At 62.3% G+C, this 18,596-nt stretch carries 19 protein-coding genes; 4 read left to right on the top strand and 15 right to left on the bottom strand.

Annotation, left to right across the window (positions count from 1 at the left end; genetic code table 11):
- Window positions 1-6: 6 nt before the first annotated feature.
- Window positions 7-1,281 (bottom strand): polyhydroxyalkanoate depolymerase, encoded by a 1,275-nt coding sequence (phaZ, locus tag ACERHN_RS15955; protein ID WP_415920007.1) that lies wholly within the window; start codon window positions 1,279-1,281, stop codon window positions 7-9.
- Between the two features lie 147 nt (window positions 1,282-1,428).
- Here phaZ and ACERHN_RS15960 point away from each other — a divergent pair, with 147 nt between their 5' ends.
- Window positions 1,429-3,234, top strand: a complete 1,806-nt coding sequence (locus ACERHN_RS15960; RefSeq protein WP_415920008.1) for a PHA/PHB synthase family protein — start codon at window positions 1,429-1,431, stop codon at window positions 3,232-3,234.
- A 168-nt stretch (window positions 3,235-3,402) separates the two neighbouring features.
- A complete protein-coding gene (locus ACERHN_RS15965; protein WP_415920009.1) occupies window positions 3,403-3,849 on the top strand; it encodes a phasin family protein in 447 nt (148 codons plus the stop codon).
- 93 nt (window positions 3,850-3,942) lie between these two features.
- Here ACERHN_RS15965 and ACERHN_RS15970 read toward each other — a convergent pair whose 3' ends face one another.
- Window positions 3,943-4,359: a hypothetical protein gene (locus tag ACERHN_RS15970; protein WP_415920010.1), complete on the bottom strand. Its 417-nt coding sequence runs from the start codon at window positions 4,357-4,359 to the stop codon at window positions 3,943-3,945.
- Window positions 4,352-5,248: a LysR family transcriptional regulator gene (locus tag ACERHN_RS15975; RefSeq protein ID WP_415920011.1), complete on the bottom strand. Its 897-nt coding sequence runs from the start codon at window positions 5,246-5,248 to the stop codon at window positions 4,352-4,354. Before ACERHN_RS15975 ends, ACERHN_RS15970 begins: the two co-directional genes overlap by 8 nt.
- Before the next feature lie 106 nt (window positions 5,249-5,354).
- On the opposite strand from ACERHN_RS15975, the gene ACERHN_RS15980 reads away from it, so the two are divergent.
- Together ACERHN_RS15980 and phaR are read left to right on the top strand one after the other, a co-directional pair.
- Window positions 5,355-6,278 (top strand): NAD(P)H-binding protein, encoded by a 924-nt coding sequence (locus tag ACERHN_RS15980; protein ID WP_415920012.1) that lies wholly within the window; start codon window positions 5,355-5,357, stop codon window positions 6,276-6,278.
- Window positions 6,279-6,350: 72 nt separating this feature from the next.
- A complete protein-coding gene (gene phaR / locus ACERHN_RS15985) occupies window positions 6,351-6,902 on the top strand; it encodes a polyhydroxyalkanoate synthesis repressor PhaR (protein ID WP_415920013.1) in 552 nt (183 codons plus the stop codon).
- On the opposite strand, the gene ACERHN_RS15990 is transcribed toward phaR, so the two are convergent.
- The 12 genes from ACERHN_RS15990 to ACERHN_RS16045 form a co-directional block, all read right to left on the bottom strand.
- Window positions 6,888-7,793, bottom strand: coding sequence for an aminotransferase class IV (locus ACERHN_RS15990; RefSeq protein ID WP_415920014.1), 906 nt, complete (start codon window positions 7,791-7,793; stop codon window positions 6,888-6,890). The genes phaR and ACERHN_RS15990 overlap by 15 nt on opposite strands.
- A gap of 40 nt (window positions 7,794-7,833) precedes the next feature.
- Window positions 7,834-9,012, bottom strand: coding sequence for a DegT/DnrJ/EryC1/StrS family aminotransferase (locus tag ACERHN_RS15995; protein WP_415920015.1), 1,179 nt, complete (start codon window positions 9,010-9,012; stop codon window positions 7,834-7,836).
- A gap of 110 nt (window positions 9,013-9,122) precedes the next feature.
- Complete coding sequence (locus ACERHN_RS16000; protein WP_415920016.1) at window positions 9,123-10,421, bottom strand: NAD(P)/FAD-dependent oxidoreductase; 1,299 nt, start codon at window positions 10,419-10,421, stop codon at window positions 9,123-9,125.
- Between the two features lie 46 nt (window positions 10,422-10,467).
- Window positions 10,468-11,826 (bottom strand): glutamine synthetase family protein, encoded by a 1,359-nt coding sequence (locus tag ACERHN_RS16005; protein WP_415920017.1) that lies wholly within the window; start codon window positions 11,824-11,826, stop codon window positions 10,468-10,470.
- Window positions 11,823-12,506 carry a type 1 glutamine amidotransferase gene (locus tag ACERHN_RS16010; RefSeq protein WP_415920018.1) on the bottom strand — a complete coding sequence of 228 codons (684 nt, stop codon included), beginning with the start codon at window positions 12,504-12,506 and terminating at the stop codon, window positions 11,823-11,825. The genes ACERHN_RS16005 and ACERHN_RS16010 overlap by 4 nt, the downstream gene beginning before the upstream one ends.
- 39 nt (window positions 12,507-12,545) lie before the next feature.
- Window positions 12,546-13,880 carry a glutamine synthetase family protein gene (locus tag ACERHN_RS16015; protein ID WP_415920019.1) on the bottom strand — a complete coding sequence of 445 codons (1,335 nt, stop codon included), beginning with the start codon at window positions 13,878-13,880 and terminating at the stop codon, window positions 12,546-12,548.
- Between the two features lie 52 nt (window positions 13,881-13,932).
- Window positions 13,933-14,739 carry an ABC transporter permease gene (locus ACERHN_RS16020; protein WP_415920020.1) on the bottom strand — a complete coding sequence of 269 codons (807 nt, stop codon included), beginning with the start codon at window positions 14,737-14,739 and terminating at the stop codon, window positions 13,933-13,935.
- Window positions 14,740-14,830: 91 nt separating this feature from the next.
- Window positions 14,831-15,715, bottom strand: a complete 885-nt coding sequence (locus ACERHN_RS16025; RefSeq protein WP_415920021.1) for an ABC transporter permease — start codon at window positions 15,713-15,715, stop codon at window positions 14,831-14,833.
- Between the two features lie 45 nt (window positions 15,716-15,760).
- Window positions 15,761-16,480, bottom strand: a complete 720-nt coding sequence (locus tag ACERHN_RS16030) for a transporter substrate-binding domain-containing protein (protein WP_415920022.1) — start codon at window positions 16,478-16,480, stop codon at window positions 15,761-15,763.
- A 26-nt stretch (window positions 16,481-16,506) separates the two neighbouring features.
- On the bottom strand, window positions 16,507-17,280 hold the full coding sequence (locus ACERHN_RS16035) for an ABC transporter ATP-binding protein (RefSeq protein ID WP_415920023.1): 774 nt from the start codon (window positions 17,278-17,280) through the stop codon (window positions 16,507-16,509).
- Window positions 17,281-17,385: 105 nt separating this feature from the next.
- Window positions 17,386-18,141, bottom strand: a complete 756-nt coding sequence (locus ACERHN_RS16040; protein ID WP_415920024.1) for a phosphate/phosphite/phosphonate ABC transporter substrate-binding protein — start codon at window positions 18,139-18,141, stop codon at window positions 17,386-17,388.
- Window positions 18,138-18,572, bottom strand: coding sequence for a TerB family tellurite resistance protein (locus tag ACERHN_RS16045; protein WP_415920025.1), 435 nt, complete (start codon window positions 18,570-18,572; stop codon window positions 18,138-18,140). Before ACERHN_RS16045 ends, ACERHN_RS16040 begins: the two co-directional genes overlap by 4 nt.
- Between the last annotated feature and the right edge of the window lie 24 nt (window positions 18,573-18,596).

An 18,596-nucleotide genomic window follows, 5' to 3' on the forward strand; every position in this document is an offset into this window, starting at 1 on the left:
ACCGGGTCAGGCCGCCGCGTTCTTGTTCGCGGGCTTCTTCCCACGGGGTTTCGGCGAATTGGCGTCGATGAAATCCAAGACGAGCGGGCGGATATTGTTGCGCCAGCTCTTGCCCGCAAAGATACCGTAGTGCCCCGCGCCGGGTTCCACATGGCTTGCCTTTTTGCTGTCGGGCAGGCCGGTGCACAGGTCGAGCGCGGCGACACATTGGCCGGGCGCGGAGATGTCGTCATTCGCGCCCTCGACGGTTTTCACCGCGACGGTTGTGATCTTGCCGATATCCACGCGCTTGCCTGCGACGGTGAACATGTTCTTGGCGATTTCGGCGCGTTTAAAGATGCGTTCGACCGTCGACAGGTAGAATTCGGCGGTCATGTCCATGACAGCCAGGTATTCGTCATAGAACTTGTTGTGCTTGTCGTGATCCCCGGCCTCACCGCGTGCGGCGCGCGCGATCTGGTCGGTGAACGCCTTGGCGTGCTTTTCCGCGTTCATGGACATGAAGGATTGCAGCTGCAACAGGCCGGGATAAACCATGCGGCCCACGCCGGCATATTTGAAGCCCACGCGCTGGATCATCATCTCTTCAAGCTGGCCCATGGTCACGCGGCGGCCAAAGTCGGTGACGTCGGTGGCATTTGCGTCCGGGTCAATCGGCCCGCCGATCAGGGTCAGCGAGCGTGGCTGCGCCTCGGGGTCCTCTTCGGCGAGGTATGCGGTCGCGGCGAGTGTCAGTGGCGCGGGTTGGCACACCGCGATGACGTGGCTGTCCGGGCCGAGGTGGCGCATGTAATCCACGAGGTAGAGCGTATAGTCCTCCACATCGAACTTGCCCGCGCTGACGGGAATGTCGCGCGCGTTGTGCCAATCGGTGACGTAAACCTCGCAATCGGGCATCAGCGACATCACGGTCGAGCGCAGGAGTGTCGCATAATGGCCCGACATCGGGGCCACGAGCAGCACCTTCCGCTTGCGCGGCTTGCGGCCCACCACGTTGAAATGGATCAGATCGCCAAAGGCACCCGCCACGACCGTATCAATGCTGACCAGATGGTCCTTGCCGTCTTCGGCGGTGAAGGACGGGATGCCCCAGTCGGGTTTCACGACCATACGTTCAAACGTGCGTTCGGTCACCTCACCCCATGCGCGCATCCACTGCATCGCGGGATTGGGTATCATGGCCATTGCCGGATACGCACCGATTGCCGCCGCCGTAGCGCCCAGCCATTGGTTCGTGTTCCGCATCGTCTCCATGAGATCGTAGCTCACCATGTACCGCATAACCAAACTCCTTCAATCGGGGCGATGCGTGCGAGATGCCACATCGGACGGTTTGTCGCTTTGCCCCCTGAAACATGCGACCATAGATAGGCAGCGCGTTGGCGAACGCGAATGCTGCGTATGCGAGACTAGGACGAAGAGGTTAATATGACAACCAGTGACACCACTTCTGGTGCGGTGACGGGTGAAAACCTCGACAAATTGAATTCAAATCTCCGTAAAGTTGAAGAGCTGACCCAACGTCTCACCCAGGTTATGACGCACCGCAGCACACATAATGCGGCGCTTGATGGCCCGAATCAGGAGCTGTTTGGCAAGGCGGCGTCGGCGTATTGGCACGAAGCATTGCGTGATCCAGCCAAGGTGCTTGAGCATCAGTTGCAGTTCTGGTCGAAATCCGTGACCCATTTCGTGGAGGCGCAGCAGGCGCTGGCCAGCGGCAAGCTGAAGGCGCCCGATGATCCCGGTCCCAAGGACCGGCGCTTTGCCAACCCGCTCTGGGACACGCATCCGTATTTCAACTACGTCAAGCAGCAGTATCTGATCAACGCTGATGCGGTGATGCAGGCGGTGGATGACGTGACCGATCTGGATCCCAAGGAGAAGCAGCGCCTTGGCTATTTCTCGCGGCAGATCCTCGATATGATGTCGCCCACGAATTTTCTGGCCACCAACCCGGACGCGCTGGAAAAGGCGGTGGAAACCGAAGGGCAGAGCCTGATTGACGGGCTGGAGAACCTGATTGGCGATCTTGAGGCCAACAATGGCGAGTTGATCGTGCGGCTTGCGGATGAGACCGCGTTTGAGCTGGGCCAGAACATCGCAACCACGCCGGGCAAGGTTGTGTACCGCAACCGGATGATGGAGCTGATCCAGTACACGCCGACCACGGACAAGGTGCACAAGACGCCCATCGTCCTGTTCCCGCCATGGATCAACAAATTCTACATTCTCGACCTGAAACAGCAAAACAGCCTGGTCAAATGGATCGTCGATCAGGGCTACACCCTGTTTGTCGTGTCCTGGGTCAACCCGGATGGCGCGTATGCGGATGTGGGTCTCGAGGACTATATCGAAGACGGATACCTGACCGCGATCAACGAAGCCAAGGCAATCACCGCCGAAAAGCAGGTGAATGCGATTGGCTATTGTATTGCGGGTACGACGCTGGCGCTGACGCTGAGCCTTCTGAAGCAGCGCAAGGACAAATCGGTCAAATCCGCCACCTTCTTTACCGCGCTGACGGATTTCGGGGATCAGGGCGAATTCTCGCCCTTCCTGACAGATGATTTCATTGACGGGATCGAGGCGGAATGCGCGGACAAAGGCATCCTGCCATCCGTGATCATGGCGCGGACATTCACGTTCCTGCGGGCCAATGACCTTGTCTATACGCCCGCGATCAAAAGCTACATGATGGGACAGACGCCGCCCGCTTTCGACCTGCTCTACTGGAATGGTGACGGCGCGAACCTGCCGGAAAAGATGGCGATGCAATATCTGCGCGGGCTGTGCCAGCGCAACGAACTGGCGGACGGCGGGTTCGAGTTGATGGGCCACAAGCTGACGCTGAGTGATCTTGATGTGCCCGTCTGTGCCATCGCCTGCGAGACGGATCACATTGCGCCATGGGTGAACTGTTACCGCGGCGTGCAGCAGTTCGGGTCCAAGGACCGCACCTTTATCAAGACGCAGTCGGGCCATATCGCGGGGATCGTGAACCCGCCGTCAAAGAATAAGTATGGCCATTACACCAATGACGACCTGACGCTCGATCCTGATGCGTGGTCGGAAACGGCGGAGTTCCACGAAGGGTCATGGTGGCCACGGTGGGGCGCGTGGTTGAAAAACCGTGCCGGGGCCAAGGTCGATGCACGCATACCGGGCGATTCTGCGCATCCCGTCCTGTGTGATGCGCCGGGAACATACGTGACCGTCAAGGCGAAAACCTGAGGGCGCGCACGCCAATACGCTGATTTTGTTAACGCTTTCCGCTAGGGCATGCCATTTTGCCGCAGTGCAGCAAAAGGGTTGATTTTCTGCACTGCAGCATGCATATTGTTTGCAGATGCAGAAACGCAGGAATGATCCTGCACCGAGCACTCGAAAAGGATCAGTACCATGGCAAAAGCCACACAAGATATGACAGCAATGTTCAAAGACGTCCTGGGTTCGTTCCCCGTCGACACAGCTGCAATGGAAGACGCGTTCAAAACAGCAACTTCGCTTAACGAAAAGCTGAGCCACGTTGCCATCGACGCCGCTGAAAAATCCACCGAGATCTCCTCCAAGTGGACAAAAGAGACGCTGGCGAAACTGGGCGACATGTCCAAAGCCAAAGCAGAGCCTGCCGACTACGCAAAAGCGATGACCGACTTCGCGTCGTCCTACGCCGAAGTGACAGCCGAGCACATGGCCGCCTTCGCTGAAGTTGCCAAGAAAGTCCAAATGGACACAGTCGAGCTGATGATGGCCGCTGGCAAAGACATGAGCGAAGACACCGCCGCTGCTGTGAAAAAAGCAACCGGTGAGATGACTGCCGCTGCGAAAAAAGCGACTGCGAAGTAAGCGGTTCGTTCTGACAGAATATCGCGCCAACTCCTCCCTGAAACGGCGCGGTGACTGTGGCGGGTACCTTCGGGTGCCCGCCTTTTTCTTTGCCTAAAAACCGGGGCTCGGGATGAACCAGCGCGCCTGATGCTGCACCGCCCGTTCAAAGACCAGATCTGCAATTTCGAGCGTATCGCTGACATGTTCGATCATGTCGGGCCACAGCTGGAAGAGGTCCGGCTGTTCTTCGGTGGCGCGGCGCAGGGTGGTCCACATGGCACGCCCCACCTCCGGCGCGGCCCAGTTCATCATCTCTTCGGTCCACGGTTGGTGCATGTCTGCGGGCATGTTTTCGTTCAGGATGTCATTCATCTCGGCCGTAAGACCCACATGGTCCGTCACCGGTTTGAACCCGGCCTCTCTCAGCAGGTGGTCGAACGGGTCGCCGATAAATATCGCAAGATCAAGGTATTCGTCGCCGATGATCTCTGCGTCGTGATGTTCAAAGACAGGCCAGAATTCAGGCATGTGGTGGTTCCTTTGATACGGCTCCGGGACGCGCCAGCGCTTTGGCCAAACCATCATAGATCGCGCGCACGCGCGGCACGCGGCGCAGGTCGGGATGCGCCGTCAGCCAGACGGGCAGGGCGCCCACGACCTCTCCCTGAAACACCCGGCGCACGCGCGGGTCCGCGTCGCCCACAAGGCATTGCGTAAAACCGACGCCGCACCCCGCCAGCACCAGTTGCCAGCACGCCACTTGATCATCGCAGCGCACACCAAAGGCGTGCCGGTTCACCGTCAGGCCGCGCGCCCGCAGACCGTCCACGATCATCGTGCTGCGGTCATATCCGATCAGATCATGGTTCGGCACATCGCTCAACTGCTCTGGCAGGCCCTTGCGCGCGATATAGCTGTGGCTGGCATAGGCGCCGAGGGTCAGATCCGCCACGTGCCGCGTGATCACATCGTCCTGCGTCGGGCGGTACATGCGCAGGGCAATGTCCGCTTCGCGGCGCAGCAGGTTCTCGCTGCTGTCAGAGGCGATCATTTCGATCTCGATCTCGGGATAGGCCGTGCGCAGCTCTGCGATGATGGCGGGCAGGGTGAAATGAGCAACGACGCGGCTGGCCGTGATGCGGACCGTGCCGTGCAGGCCCGGTGCATCGCCCATCGGGCCAATCCGGGCGGCAGCATCGGCCATGGTGTCGGCGTGCTGCAACAGGTCCGCGCCCTGTGCCGTCAGAACCATGCCCCCCCGGCTGCGGTCAAAGAGGCGCGCGCCAAGATCCGCCTCCAGCTGCGCGATATGACGGCTGAGCGTGGGTTGGCTGCTGTGCATGGCACGGGCGGCGGCGGACAGCGATCCGTGATGCGCCACAGCGGCGAAAGATTGGATATGCGACCAGTCGGACATGGGGTGTATTCATATTTGGATGGAAAGATGCAAATTTACCGTAATGATATTCGAATATGAATTCAATAGAGAGATCCCGTCTGACACTGCAATGAGGATGGGCACGATGGAAAAGGTTTTGGTTCTGGGCGCGACGGGTCGGTTTGGACGCGCCGCGGTCACGGCATTTGAGGCGGCAGGATGGGAAGTCACCCGGACCGCGCGCCACTGGGCACAGGAAAGTGCGCGACACGTCGCCGTCGATCCGGCGGATGCCGCGGCGCTTTCGGCCGTCGTGCAGGGCCACGATGTGATCGTGAACGCGCTGAACCCGCCCTATCCGGCCTGGTCGGTGGAGGTGCCGCGCCTGACCCACGCTGTTATTGCTGCGGCGCAGTCAAGCGGCGCGACGGTGATGATCCCCGGCAATGTTTACAACTACGGTGCTGCGATGCCCGAGACGTTGCGCGAAGACACGCCGTGGGCGGCCACCACGCGCAAAGGCAACATTCGCATACGTATGGAAGGCGCCTATCGCGAGGCCGGGGTTCGCACCATTGTCCTGCGCGCGGGTGATTTCATCGAAGCGGCGCAAAGCGGCAATTGGTTTGATACGCATATCGCCGCGAAGGCTTGGCAGGGCCAAATCATGTATCCCGGTCCGCGCAACGTGGCGCACGCGTGGGCGTGGCTGCCGGACATGGCGCGGGCGATGGTCGGTCTGGCAGAAAAAAGGACGGAATTTCAGACGTTTGAGGAGTTCGGGTTCCCGGGGCATACGCTCACCGGGGACGCATTGATCGATGCAGTGGCACGTGCCGTTGGCAAAAAGGTGCGGGTGCGCGGGATGCCGTGGCTGGCCGTGCGGGCGATGGGGTTGGTGTCGCCGCTCATGCGCGAAGTTGCCGAAATGCGCTACCTCTGGGAGGTGCCGCACCGCATCGACGGGACGAAACTGGCCCGCGCCTTGCCGGATTTCGAACCGACCCCGGTGGATGCGGCCATTGCCGCAGCGCTTGCCGCATGGGCACCGGGCGGCCAGACAGATTGACGCACGTCGCACTTTCTTTTTCGGAAACGCGGCCCTAAGCTGCAATGCAGCACGTATGCGGGGAGAAACCACGTGACCGAAAAACCAGCGCCCTTGCTGATCAAGCGCTATGCCAGCCGCCGCCTCTACAACACGGAAACCAGCGACTATGTCACGCTGGAGGATATTGCCGGGTTCATCCGCGACGGGCGCGAGGTGCAGATCGTGGACCTCAAGACCGGGGACGACCTGACCCGCCAGTACCTGCTGCAGATCATCGCCGAACATGAAAGCCGCGGTGAAAGCGTGCTGCCGGTGGATGTGCTGAACGATCTGGTGCGCAGCTACATGACCGGCAACGTGTCGGTGGTGCCGCAGTTCCTGCAAACCTCGTTCGAGATGCTGCGTGACGGGCAGAGCCGGATGGTTGAGAACATGTCCGCGATGAACCCGATGGCGAAAATGCCCGGGTTCGACGCGATGCGCGCCCAGCAAGAAGCGTTCATGAAGGCGATGACCGGCGGTATGGCCGGCGGCTGGACCGGTGGCGGCACGCCGCCCGAAACCAAGGAAGAGGGCGAAGACCTCGACGCGATCAAAAAGCAGCTCGCCGAGTTGCAGGAAAAGCTGTCAAAGCTGTCCTGAAACCGGCGTGCGGTGTTCAGGCCGCATGATCCAATCGAAGTATCGCTGCCGGAGGCCCGTCGCCACGGGCCCCGCCGCCCCGTTCGAAAAATGGCGGTCGTCCACCTGCGCCACCGGGATCACCCCGCCGCCCGAAGATGACAGGAACACTTCGTCTGCTTGCCAGAATTCATCGAGGGGCAGGGGGCGGATCTGCGTGTCCAACCCGGCCTCTACACACATCTCCAACACCGTGCGCCGGGTGATGCCATGCAGCACGCCGTGATCCGGCGTCACCACACGGTTGCCAAACACGGCAAAGACGTTGAATCCCGGGCCTTCGGTCACATGCCCCGCATGATCCAGGAGCAGCGTCGTCTCGAAGCCTTTGTCCTTGGCCTCAAACAGGCCCGAGGTGAAATCGCCCCAGTGGTAGTTCTTGACCGTCGGGTCCACGCTGTCCCTGGGGATGCGGCGCACGGATTTGGCGATCCACACCGACGTGCCCTTGGCCGCGACCTCCGGTTTGACGATATGCACGTAAGGAACGCACCACGCGTAGAAATGGTTTGCGCAATCGCGCGGGTCGCGGCTGCCGGGGACGGGGTTGCGACCGCGCGCGGCGACCATGGCGACATAGGCATCCTGCAACCCAGTCGCCGCCACCATTTGGTGCAGCGCGCCGCATACAGCACCCGCATCCATCCCGATCTCGAACCGCAGGGCCGACACCGACGCCATGAACCGCGCCACGTAATCATCCAGCCGGAAAAACGCACCCTGCCAGACCGGCACCACGTCATAGGCGATGTCGGAATGGGTCACGCCCCAATCCGTTACCGGAATGGCCGCATCTGCGATGGGTAGGATCCGGCCGCCCATCCAGGCGGCTCCATGTGTAAGCTCTGTCATGCGCCCGACCCTAGGCCACACGCGCGCATGCGGAAAGAGGTCAGGCGGCCTTTGTCCCTTGGGCGGTTTCCAGCGCGGACAAGAGCGCATCCGACACCGCATCAAGGGTCGCGGTCGGCAGGTGCACCGGTAACCGCACATCGCAGGCCCGCATCAGCATCGCACGGGTTTGCGGCAGGTCCGGCAGGTCCGGCACAAAGTGCCAGTTCCAGAAGGCCCGCGCGTTGTCTGCGCTGCGGCCAAAGACCTGCACCTTGACCCCGTTTGCGTCCGCCGCCCTGACAAAGGCGTCTACCTGCGCATCATTCATGTTGATCAGGTTGAACTGGATCGAATCTGGCGCGCGCACCTCTGGCGCAAGCGGGGCGGGAACGTCGATATAGGGGCTTTGCCCGATCTGCGCGGCCACGTGGTCATGGTTGCGCCGCCCGTCTGTGACCCGCCGCGACAAATGCGGCAGTTGCGGCCGGATGACAGCCGCGCTCAGGTTCGACATGCGCAGATTGTAAAGCGGCAGCTGGTTCTGATGCTGGCCAAAGGCGTCCTGAAGCACCGGATGCTTTTTCCAGTTATGCTCGTATGCGCCCGACATGATGATCGCCCGCGCCACAAGGTCGGCATCGTCGGTGATCAGAATGCCACCTTCGCCCGCGTTGATCATCTTGTAGGACTGGAAGGAAAAGCACCCGATCTTGCCCAGCGTCCCGATCTTGCGCCTGTGCCACGTGGTGCCAAGCGAATGGGCGGCGTCTTCGATCACCGGGATGCCTGCGGCGTCACACAGCGCCATGATCGCATCCATGTCCGACGTATGGCCGCGCATGTGGCTGACGATGACGGCGGCGCAGCCCGGCAGTTTGGCCGCGAAATCATCCATGTCGATCCGGTAATTCTTACCCACTTCGCACAGCACCGGGATGCAATCGGCATGCACAACCGACGACGGCACCGCCGCAAAGGTAAATCCGGGGATCAGCACGCGCGCATCCCGCGGCAATCCCAACGCCTTGAGCGACAGGAACAGGGCGGCCGAACAGGACGACACCGCCAGTGCAAACCGCGCGCCCAGCAATTCGGCAAACTCGGCCTCCAGCAGCGACACCGGCGCATCCGCAGGCGCGGTATAGCGAAACAGGTCCCCCGATTGCAGCAGCCGGTCAATCTCGGTGCGGGCGGCCTCGGGGATGGCTTCGGCGGTGTGCATGTCGGGCAGGGCCATATTTCAGTTTCCTTATGTACGACTGTTGGTTTTTTAAATCTATTGCATCGAAAAGGAAACGGTTTTGTGACGGACGGTACGTCACACCGCAGGTCAGCCCCTGTGCAGGATCAAAGACCCAGCCGGTCGCGCATCGCAAACCACGTCATGGCAAGCACCAGGAGCGGGTTGCGCATCGCAGGCCCGCCGGGAAACGGCATGGTTGGGATCGCTGCCATGATGTCGAACCCGTCACTGTCACCTTGCAACGCGTGCGCCATCAACATCCCCGCATGGGTTGCGGTGCCGACCCCGTGGCCGGAATAGCCGGATGCGCTCAGCACGTTCGGTGCAAGGCGCACCAGGTAGGGCAGGCGCTTCATCGTGATGGCCAGGGTCCCACCCCAGGCATAGTCGATGGACACGTCCCGCAGATGTGGAAAGATCTCGCACATGGGCCGTCGGACCTTGGCCGCGATGTCCCGCGGAAACCGGTAGCCATAGCTTTCGCCGCCGCCAAACAGCAGGCGATTGTCGTGGCTGAGCCGAAAGTAGTTCACGACAAACCGGCTGTCCGACACGGCAATGTCCTGCGCCAACACCCGCTCGGGCGCATCGAGCGGCGCGGTGGCGGCGACAAAATTGTTGATCGGCATGACCCGCGCGGCCACCTGCCGGGACAACCCGCCCAGATAGCCGTTGCAGGCCAGGATCACCTGATCGGCCTCAACCGTGCCCGTCCCGGTGCGAATCCGCACCGGCGTGCCCTCGGTGATGTCCACCACGGCACTGCGCTCATGGATCACGGCGCCTGCATCCTCGGCCGCCCGTGCGAGGCCAAGCGCAAAGCGCAGCGGGTGCAGGTGTCCCGCCTCACGGTCGACGATCCCCCCCCGATAGGCCGGTGACGGGCAGATCGCCGCAAACCCGTCCGCGCCCAACACCTCGAGCGGGTAGTCGTATTGCGTGCCCATATGCGCGGCATAGCGGTGCAGGTCGTCCACATCGCGCGGGCGCGCGGCGGTCCACGCCAGCCCCGGCTTCAGAAAACAGTCGATCTGATGCGCATCCACCAGCGCCTTGACCAGCGCCACCGCGTCGCGCCCCAGCTCCCACAACCGACCTGCCGGATCACGCCCGACCATCTCTTCGAGATAGGGTTGCTCGACCCGCTGCCCCGCGCCAAGCTGACCTCCGTTGCGCCCCGACGCACCAAACCCCACCCGCTGCGCATCCAGAACGATGACCCGCCGGCCCGCCTGCGCCAGATGCAGCGCCGCCGACAGGCCCGTGAATCCGGCGCCCACCACACAGACATCCGCGCGCACATCCCCCTGCAACGCCGCACGCGCCGCCCCGACATCCGACGTGGCCGCATACCAGCTTTGGGGATGCACACCGCGCCCGTCATTTGCAAAAAGAAGGTTCACCGTCTCTGTTCCAAGAAAATCCCCCCCGGAGGGCCGGCCGGCATCCTCAGACGTTCAGCAGCAAATGCTCGCGCTCCCACGGTGAAATCACCTGTAGAAACTCGTCATATTCCGCGCGCTTTACAATCGAATAGACCCGCGCAAAGTCAGGCCCAAGCACGTCGTGCAGCGCATCTGCCCCGTCAAACAGGTCCAGCGCCTGCCCCAGAACGCGCGGAATATCACCGTCCCCTTCATAGGCGTCGCCGCGGAACTGCGCCGACGGACGGCGTTCTTCCATCAACCCCAGATAGCCGCAGGCCAGCGACGCCGCGATCCCAAGATACGGGTTGCAATCCATGCCCGCGATCCGGTTTTCGACCCGCCGCGCCGCCGGGTCCGAAAGGGGGATGCGAATACCGGTTGTCCGGTTGTCGCGCCCCCATTCGAGGTTGATGGGCGCTGCGTGATCCTTGACGTACCGACGGTACGAATTGACGAACGGCGCCATCACGGCAAGTGCGGCAGGCAAGTGGTGCTGCAAACCGCCGATAAAGTGAAAAAACGCGTCCGTGTCGCCATCTTGCGGGCCGACAAAGATGTTCTTGCCGGTTTTTGTATCCAGAATGGAATGGTGGATGTGCATGGCCGATCCCGGCTCATCCTCGATCGGTTTGGCCATGAACGTGGCGAAACAGTCGTGCCGCAGCGCCGCCTCCCGGATCAGCCGTTTGAAATAAAACACCTCATCCGCCAGCTTGACCGGATCGCCGTGGCGCAGATTGATCTCCAACTGGCCTGCGCCGCCTTCCTGTGTGATGCCGTCGATCTCGAACCCCTGCGCCTCGGCAAAGTCATAGATGTCGTCGATCACCGGCCCGAACTCATCCACCGCTGTCATGGAATAGGCCTGCCGCGCCGCCGCAGGCCGCCCCGACCGCCCCGTCATGGGCTGGATTTCCTGCGCAGGGTCCAGGTTGCGCGCGATCAGGAAAAACTCCATCTCCGGCGCCACCACCGGTGTCAATCCTTGCGCCTCATAAAGCCCGACCACACGTTTGAGCACATTGCGCGGGCTGAACGGCACGGGCGCGCCCTTGCGGTCATAGGCGTCGTGGATCACCTGCAGCGTCCAGTCGCCGGTCCAGGGGGCCGCCGTTGCGGTCTCCATGTCCGGGCGCAGGATCATGTCCTTTTCGATGAACCCGTCGTCACCGGCCGCTTCGCCCCAGCCGCCTGTGATGGTCTGGTAAAAGATGCTGTCGGGCAGGTGGAAATAATCCTGCCGCGCGAATTTCGACGCAGGCACCGCCTTGCCGCGCGCAATGCCCGGCAGATCCGCGATGATGCATTCCACCTCATCCAGCCGCCTTCCGTCCAGATAGGTCTGCGCCGCCTCGGGCAGTTTCGATATCCATGTGCTCATGCCGGCGCCCCCTGTTTCAGAAACGCCGCCATGTCGGCGGCGATGGCGTGCCGGTCCGTGGGGGTGTCAAGTGCGGCGCGTGCTGCGTCCAGCTGGCTGTCCGGCACCACACCGGGGCCCCGGTGCGTGGCCAGTGCCCCGACCATATCCGCGCCGAATTCGGGGTGGGGCTGGATCGTCCAGATCCGGTTGCCATAGACCAGTGCCGCATTTGCGCAAAACGCATTGCTGGCAATCACCTCGGCCCCGTCCGGCACTTGGGTCACCTGATCCTGATGCCACGCGTTGATCGCCACCGGCGCTCCTTTGTAGGTATAATCCTGACGCCCCACGGCCCATCCACCTTCGAATTTTTCGACCCGTCCCCCCATCGCTTTCGCAATGATCTGGTGCCCGAAACAAACCCCGATCATGGGGCGGCCCGTGGCATAGATGGCGCGGATCAGCTCTTCGAGCGGTGGGATCCACGCATGATCCTCATAGGCCCCATGCTTGGAGCCGGTGACAAGCCAGCCGTCACAGGCCTCCGGCCCTGGGGGGAACGCCATGTCCACCACGTTGAACGTTTCAAAGTCAAAACCATGTCCGCCCAAAAGGCGCGCGAACATGGCGTCGTAATCGCCCAAATGCCCCAACACTTCGTCGGGGGCATGGCCGGTTTGCAAAATGCCGATTTTCATGGATCACCTGAGGGTTACGGCGCAAGGATAAGGCGGGGCTCACACCGTGTCGAGATAGATTTCAACCTGTTCGTCGCGGCTCAGTGCGCCCATCAGGCGCGCCTCTTGCCGTTTGGTCATCACCAGATTGTCGCGCAGCATCTGGGGAAAGATGCGGGCCATGGCCGGGGACGCCTCAAACGCCGCGATGGCTGCGTCCCAATTGCCCGGCACCTGCGGAATGTCCTGGTCATAGGCATTGCCGGTGATGGGCGCGGGCGGTGTGGCGGCATCCTCGATCCCGTTCATCATCCCGCCCAGAACCGCCGCCATCATCAGATAGGGGTTCACATCGCCCCCTGCCATACGGTGCTCGATCCGGCGCGCAGCCGCAGGCCCCGACGGGATACGCAACGCTGCCGTCCGGTTCTCATAGGCCCACGCGATACCCGTTGGCGCGTGCGCGCCCGGCACCAACCGGTCATATGAATTGGCGTGCGGCGCAAAGACCAGCGTGCCACCCGCCATCGCCTCCAAACACCCCGCAACCGCATGGCGCAGCACATCCGTTCCCGCAGGCCCGCCATCGTCGAACACGTTGCGCCCATCCGCATCCAGCAGGGAGGCGTGCATATGCATGCCAGAGCCTGCGTAATCCGCGTAAGGCTTGGCCATGAAGGACGCACAGAACCCGTGTTTGCGCGCCACGCCCTTGGCCAGCATCTTGAACAACCACGCGTCGTCGGCGACCTTCAGCGCACCTTCCTGATGCGACAGGGTCACTTCAAACTGCCCCAGCCCGCTTTCGGAAATGGTGGCATCCGCCGGGATGCCCATCGCGGCGCACCCCTCGTAGAGATCGGTAAAGAACCCGTCGAACTGATCCAGCAGGCGCAGGCTCAGGATTTCGCCCGCCACGCGCCGCTTGCCCGACCGCGGGCTGGCAGGCACCTGCAACGCCGCGCCCCCGTCATCCACCAGAAAGAATTCCAGCTCCACGGCTGTCACGATGCGCAGGCCGCGCGCGGCAAACCGCGCCTCCACATCCGCCAGCGCATGGCGCGGATCGCCTGCAAACGCTGCGCCATCATCGCCAAACATCCACAATGGCAACAGCGCCGTGGGCGTGTCCAGCCACGGCAGCGGCACAAACCCCCGCCCGGTGGGCCGCAACACACCATCCTGATCACCCGAGGCCAGAACCAGCGGGCTGTCCTCGATGTCCTCCCCCTGAATGTCGAGGTTCAGCACGGATTTGGGAAACCGAACGCCACCCTCCAGCGCCTTTTGCCTGGACGACACCGGCATACGTTTGCCCCGCGCCACCCCATTGAGGTCACAGGCCGCCACACGCAACGCGCGGATATCAGGAGAAAGGTCAGAAAGGTCCTGCATGTCGTCTTCTTCTGGCTGAAAATACCACCGCCGGAGGCATAGTCTCTCTTTCTCAGCGGATCAAATTGGGACGTATCTTGAGACGGGTGCGCGTGTTGGCGGGCAGGTGCCGGTTCAGACGTCGGTTCACCAGGCCGAAAAGGCCAATCACCCCCAGCGTCAGGATGATGAAATACATCGCCAATATCGGATAGGGGATAAACGGGTTGAACGTCTTGTCCGCGAAATAGCTCGCGTAATAGAGCGCGTCGCCCTGCTGTCCCCGCACCGGAAAGGCCGAGAAAAACACCAGTGTCGTCGCGTGAAACAGAAAGATCGCCTCATTCGTGTAGGCGGGCCAGGCCAGCCGCAGCATCGTTGGCCAGACCACCCGCCGGAACCGCGACCACCCCGAGAGGCCATAGGCGTCCGCCGCCTCGACCTCGCCCTTGGGGATCGCCTTGAGCGCGCCAAAGAAGATCTCGCCCGAATAGGCCGCCGTGTTGAAGAACAGAACCACCAGCGCGCCCGCCCATGCGGCGGTGAACAGGTCGAAAACCGGCAGCGGCGCCTTGAGCTGCAAAAAAGCGAAATAGGCAAAGAAGAACTGGATAAAGAGCGGCGAGCCGCGGAACACGAAGATAAACCATTCCGACGGCTTGCGCAGCCACGGGTTCGGCGATGCCTTGCCCAGGGCCACAGCCGTGGCCAGAAAAAAACCCGCAACCAGCGCCAGAATGCCGAAATAGATGTTCCAGATCATGCCGGAGCCGATCAATGTGAACTGTTCGCACAAGGTGAAGTCTTCGCGCGGCAGGCGGCGTTCACCGATGCCGATGCTGCGCAAGGCGTAGGCCTGTACCGTGTCCCAACAGCTCATGCCCGATGCCTCCGCGTGAGGCGTCGCGTGTGCGGCAGGTGTTTGCAGGCAAACACCGAGAACGGCACCCATTTGCAACCTGCGCAGCCCATCACGCCGCCGCCTTTCGCTGGGCTTCACCGGCGGTGGTCGCCTGCCCATGGCTGAGCCGTGCCATCAACCGGTCCAGCACAATCTCGGAGGCGCGCGTGAACAGCAGGTAAAACACCAACAGCGCAAGAAAGTACCACATGCGCCAGTCGCCATGCGGGTATTCGGTGAACCGTGGCGTCTTGATCCCGCCCAGCTCGCGCGCCCAGTACACCAGATCCTCGACCCCTAGCAGGAACAGCAAAGGTGTGGCCTTGATCAGCACCATCCACAGGTTCGACAGCCCCGGCAGCGCATAAACCCACATTTGCGGCACCAGCACCCGCCAGAAGGTCTGGCGCGGGGACATCCCGTAGGCCTCGGCGGTTTCAAGCTGCGCACGCGGCACGGCACGCATCGCTCCAAAAAGCACGTTGGCGGCAAAGGCACCAAAGACGATGGCAAATGTCACAACCGCCAGCGCGAATCCATAGGTCTCATGCACCCATTGGGGGGCCGTGCCTAAAGGCATCTTGGCCGCCTGACAGACAACGAAATCATTGCCCTGACGCACTGGCTCGGACCAGTCGGGGCAGAGCACCGTGTGGCGCAGGTATTCAATCCCTTGATCCAGCGCGATGACGAAAAACAGGAAAAACGCGATGTCGGGCACGCCGCGCACAATCGCGATATAGCCGCGCCCCAGCCACGATAGCGGCGCGATACGCGACCGGGCCGCCGACGCGCCCGCAAAGCCAAAGGCAAGTGCTGCAGGGGCGGTCACGCCCAGCAGCAGGAACACCGTCAGCACCGACCAGTAAAGCGACATATGCTTTGCCGTGGTCAGGTAACACGCCATCCACTGCCAATCAGGCAGGAGGCTCGGGTCGGTGCAGAAGGAAAACATGTGTCAAAGGCGCAGGCCGGGCGTGCACCCGGCCTGCAAGGGCGATCAGAACGTGTCGCCGATTTCCCATTTGGTGATCAGCGCGTTGAGCGAACCGTCGTCCTTCATGGATTGGATGGCTGCGTCAAACTTGGCCTTCAGCTCGCCGTCGCTTTCGCGCACGCCCATGCCGACGCCACCGCCCAAGAGCTCTTCGCGCTCAAGGAAGGACAGCTCGCTGTCCTGGGCAACCACATCCGTCAGATAGGATTTGTCGGCCAGAACTGCGTCCGCCTCACCGTTTTTCACAGCGGCGATGGTTTCTTCGGGCGTTGCGAATTCCAGCAGGTCCCAACCCTGTTCGGCGATGAACGACGCCTGGATGGTGTTGGTCTGTGCCGCGATTGTGGCGCTTTCCACGTCCACTTCGCCCGCCGCCGCATAGGCGGACGGATCGGGCAGGGTGTAGCCTTGGGTAAAGTCGATGACTTCGTCACGCTCGGCCGTGATGCTCATGCCCGCGATGATCGTGTCATAGTTGCCGGACACGAGGTTCGGGATGATGCTGTCCCATTCGTTGGTGACCCATTCGCAGGTCAGCTCGGCCCGCGCGCACAGCTCGTCGCCCAGCTCACGCTCGAACCCGTCCACTTCGCCCGCGTCATTGATGAAGTTCCACGGAGGGTAGGCGCCCTCGGTGCCCATGCGCACAACACTGTGGCCATCGGCCATGGCAAGCGTTGCGGTCAGCGTGACGGCAACGGTGGTCAGAAGGATGTTTTTCATCTTTTACTCCCTTGGTTTTATTTAATTTACGTGGCGTGGGTTGCAGAGAGGAACCCGCGCAGACGTTCTGATTTCGGCGCGCCAAAGAGGTCTTTGGGCGGGCCTTCTTCCTCGATCCTGCCTTGATGGAGGAACACAACGTGGTCGCTCACATCAGCGGCAAGTTTCATGTCGTGTGTGACGATCAGCATGGTGCGCCCTTCGGCGGCGAGGTCCTTGATCACCTTGACCACTTCCTGCTCCAGCTCCGGGTCCAGCGCGCTGGTCGGCTCATCAAAGAGCAGCGCCTCGGGCTCCATGCAGAGCGCGCGGGCAATGGCCGCACGCTGTTGCTGCCCGCCGGACAGTTGCGCGGGATAAACGTCGCATTTGTCGCCGATCCCCACCTTGTCGAGATAGGCGCGCGCGGCTTTCTCCACCTCTGCCGGATCACGGCGCAGCACGGTTACGGGCGCTTCCATCACGTTTTGCAGGATGGTCATATGGGCCCACAGGTTGAACTGCTGGAACACCATCGACAGGTTCGTGCGGATGCGCAGCACCTGCTTGGCATCTGAAGGGCGGCGGGCGTGGCCGGAGCCGCGCCAGCTTACATCCTCGCCCTTGAACTGGATGGTGCCCTGCTGGCTGTCTTCCAGCAGGTTGCAGCACCGAAGAAGCGTGGATTTGCCAGAGCCGGACGACCCGATGAGCGATATGACCTGACCGGCTTGCGCCGCCACATCCACACCCTTGAGCACCTCCAACGCGCCATAGGCCTTGTGGAGGTCGCGGATCGCAATCACGGGTGTGTCGGTCAAAGGGTCACGCGCTGTTGTGTTTGGTCAGCGGTCATAAGGGGGCGAATCGGGGGGCTTGTCTATGGTCAAAACACCGTGTGCACGGTGGAATTGCCTGAAATTCCGTCACGTGATGCGCGATTCAGCAGGGGTGGGTGGCAAGGGCAACCGCAAGTAGTCCTCTGCCGTGATCTGCACCACGCCGCGCAGGTGCAGCGCCGCGCGGTCCTGATGCGGCAGCGTGTCGATGGCGTCAGCGATGGCGCGCGCAATGGGCTCGGGATCGCGGTCGAGGCTGGTGATATAGGGCAGGACGGGTGTCGGCGTTGTGTGGTCGAACACCTCCACCGCCTGCGCAGCCTCGGGATCATGTTCGGCCCAAAGGATGTGAGTGAGCGCATCGAGCGCCGCGAAATCGGCGCGCCCGTCCCGCACCGCCGCAACGCTGGCCAGATGCGCACCGGTATGGACCACGCGACCGGGGCGCGCACCGTGCGCGGTCAGATGGGCCAACGGCGCGGCCCAGCCCGATTGCGACAGCCCATCATTGAACGCCATCACCCCGTGCGTGCAAAGCGCATCCAAGGACCGCGGATCGTCGCGGCGGCGGATCAGAACGCTGTTGTAGTGTCCTGGCGGACATCCGGGCAGACCGTAATCCGGTGTGCAAACCAGCTGCACTTTGCCATGCAGCCGCGCGCGGTAAGGCAGACCGCAGGTCTGTGCCAGCACGAGATCCGGCGACAGCCACGCGTCCCACGGATCCATGTCCCGTGTCAGCGCCGCCGGTCCATATCCCAAAGCCGCGCGGATCGCGGTCCAGTACCGGTCGTGCGCGGCGTGCAGATGGGGCATGTCGTACATGCCCAGTGCTGCGATCATCCCGCAGCCTTCTGCCGGGCGCGGGCGCTGTCCTGATCGGTGACACCCAAAAGGCTCGCCACCAACCGCAACAGCGCGTCTTCTTCCTTTTCCCGCTTGCCGTCGGCCAGAACGACGGTCCACAGCGCTTGGATCACCGCAAGCCGGTCCTCATAAGCCACCGCATCCTTGATCGCGCGGGTAAAGCGGACCGTATCGGGGGCTTCGGCCTCCAGTGCTTCGGCCTCGGCGCGCAGGGCACCGGCATCTACCGCGGACAGCCCGTAGCGAGCCTGCGTAATGTCATCAATCCGCGCCTTTTCATCCGGCGCGTATTGGTTGTCGGACCGCGCCACCCGCACCAGCAGTGCAGTCAACGCCAGACGGGCGTCGCCATCGGGCAGCGGTTCGGGTTCAGGCTGGATGAGGCGGGAGAGGAGATCTTTGAACATGCCGTTCATATAGAGGGGGTCACC

Source organism: Tateyamaria rhodophyticola (genome assembly GCF_047777875.1).
GTDB lineage: Bacteria > Pseudomonadota > Alphaproteobacteria > Rhodobacterales > Rhodobacteraceae > Tateyamaria.

Coding starts and splice junctions, on each gene's coding strand:
- ACERHN_RS16045 (WP_415920025.1), bottom strand. CDS start 18,572: ATGTTCAAAGATCTCCTCTCCCGCCTCATCCAGCCTGAACCCGAACCG.
- ACERHN_RS15975 (WP_415920011.1), bottom strand. CDS start 5,248: ATGTCCGACTGGTCGCATATCCAATCTTTCGCCGCTGTGGCGCATCAC.
- ACERHN_RS16020 (WP_415920020.1), bottom strand. CDS start 14,739: ATGAGCTGTTGGGACACGGTACAGGCCTACGCCTTGCGCAGCATCGGC.
- ACERHN_RS16025 (WP_415920021.1), bottom strand. CDS start 15,715: ATGTTTTCCTTCTGCACCGACCCGAGCCTCCTGCCTGATTGGCAGTGG.
- ACERHN_RS15990 (WP_415920014.1), bottom strand. CDS start 7,793: ATGACAGAGCTTACACATGGAGCCGCCTGGATGGGCGGCCGGATCCTA.
- ACERHN_RS15965 (WP_415920009.1), top strand. CDS start 3,403: ATGGCAAAAGCCACACAAGATATGACAGCAATGTTCAAAGACGTCCTG.
- ACERHN_RS16040 (WP_415920024.1), bottom strand. CDS start 18,141: ATGATCGCAGCACTGGGCATGTACGACATGCCCCATCTGCACGCCGCG.
- ACERHN_RS16005 (WP_415920017.1), bottom strand. CDS start 11,826: ATGAGCACATGGATATCGAAACTGCCCGAGGCGGCGCAGACCTATCTG.
- ACERHN_RS15960 (WP_415920008.1), top strand. CDS start 1,429: ATGACAACCAGTGACACCACTTCTGGTGCGGTGACGGGTGAAAACCTC.
- ACERHN_RS15995 (WP_415920015.1), bottom strand. CDS start 9,012: ATGGCCCTGCCCGACATGCACACCGCCGAAGCCATCCCCGAGGCCGCC.
- ACERHN_RS16015 (WP_415920019.1), bottom strand. CDS start 13,880: ATGCAGGACCTTTCTGACCTTTCTCCTGATATCCGCGCGTTGCGTGTG.
- ACERHN_RS15970 (WP_415920010.1), bottom strand. CDS start 4,359: ATGCCTGAATTCTGGCCTGTCTTTGAACATCACGACGCAGAGATCATC.
- ACERHN_RS15980 (WP_415920012.1), top strand. CDS start 5,355: ATGGAAAAGGTTTTGGTTCTGGGCGCGACGGGTCGGTTTGGACGCGCC.
- ACERHN_RS16030 (WP_415920022.1), bottom strand. CDS start 16,480: ATGAAAAACATCCTTCTGACCACCGTTGCCGTCACGCTGACCGCAACG.
- ACERHN_RS16010 (WP_415920018.1), bottom strand. CDS start 12,506: ATGAAAATCGGCATTTTGCAAACCGGCCATGCCCCCGACGAAGTGTTG.
- phaZ (WP_415920007.1), bottom strand. CDS start 1,281: ATGCGGTACATGGTGAGCTACGATCTCATGGAGACGATGCGGAACACG.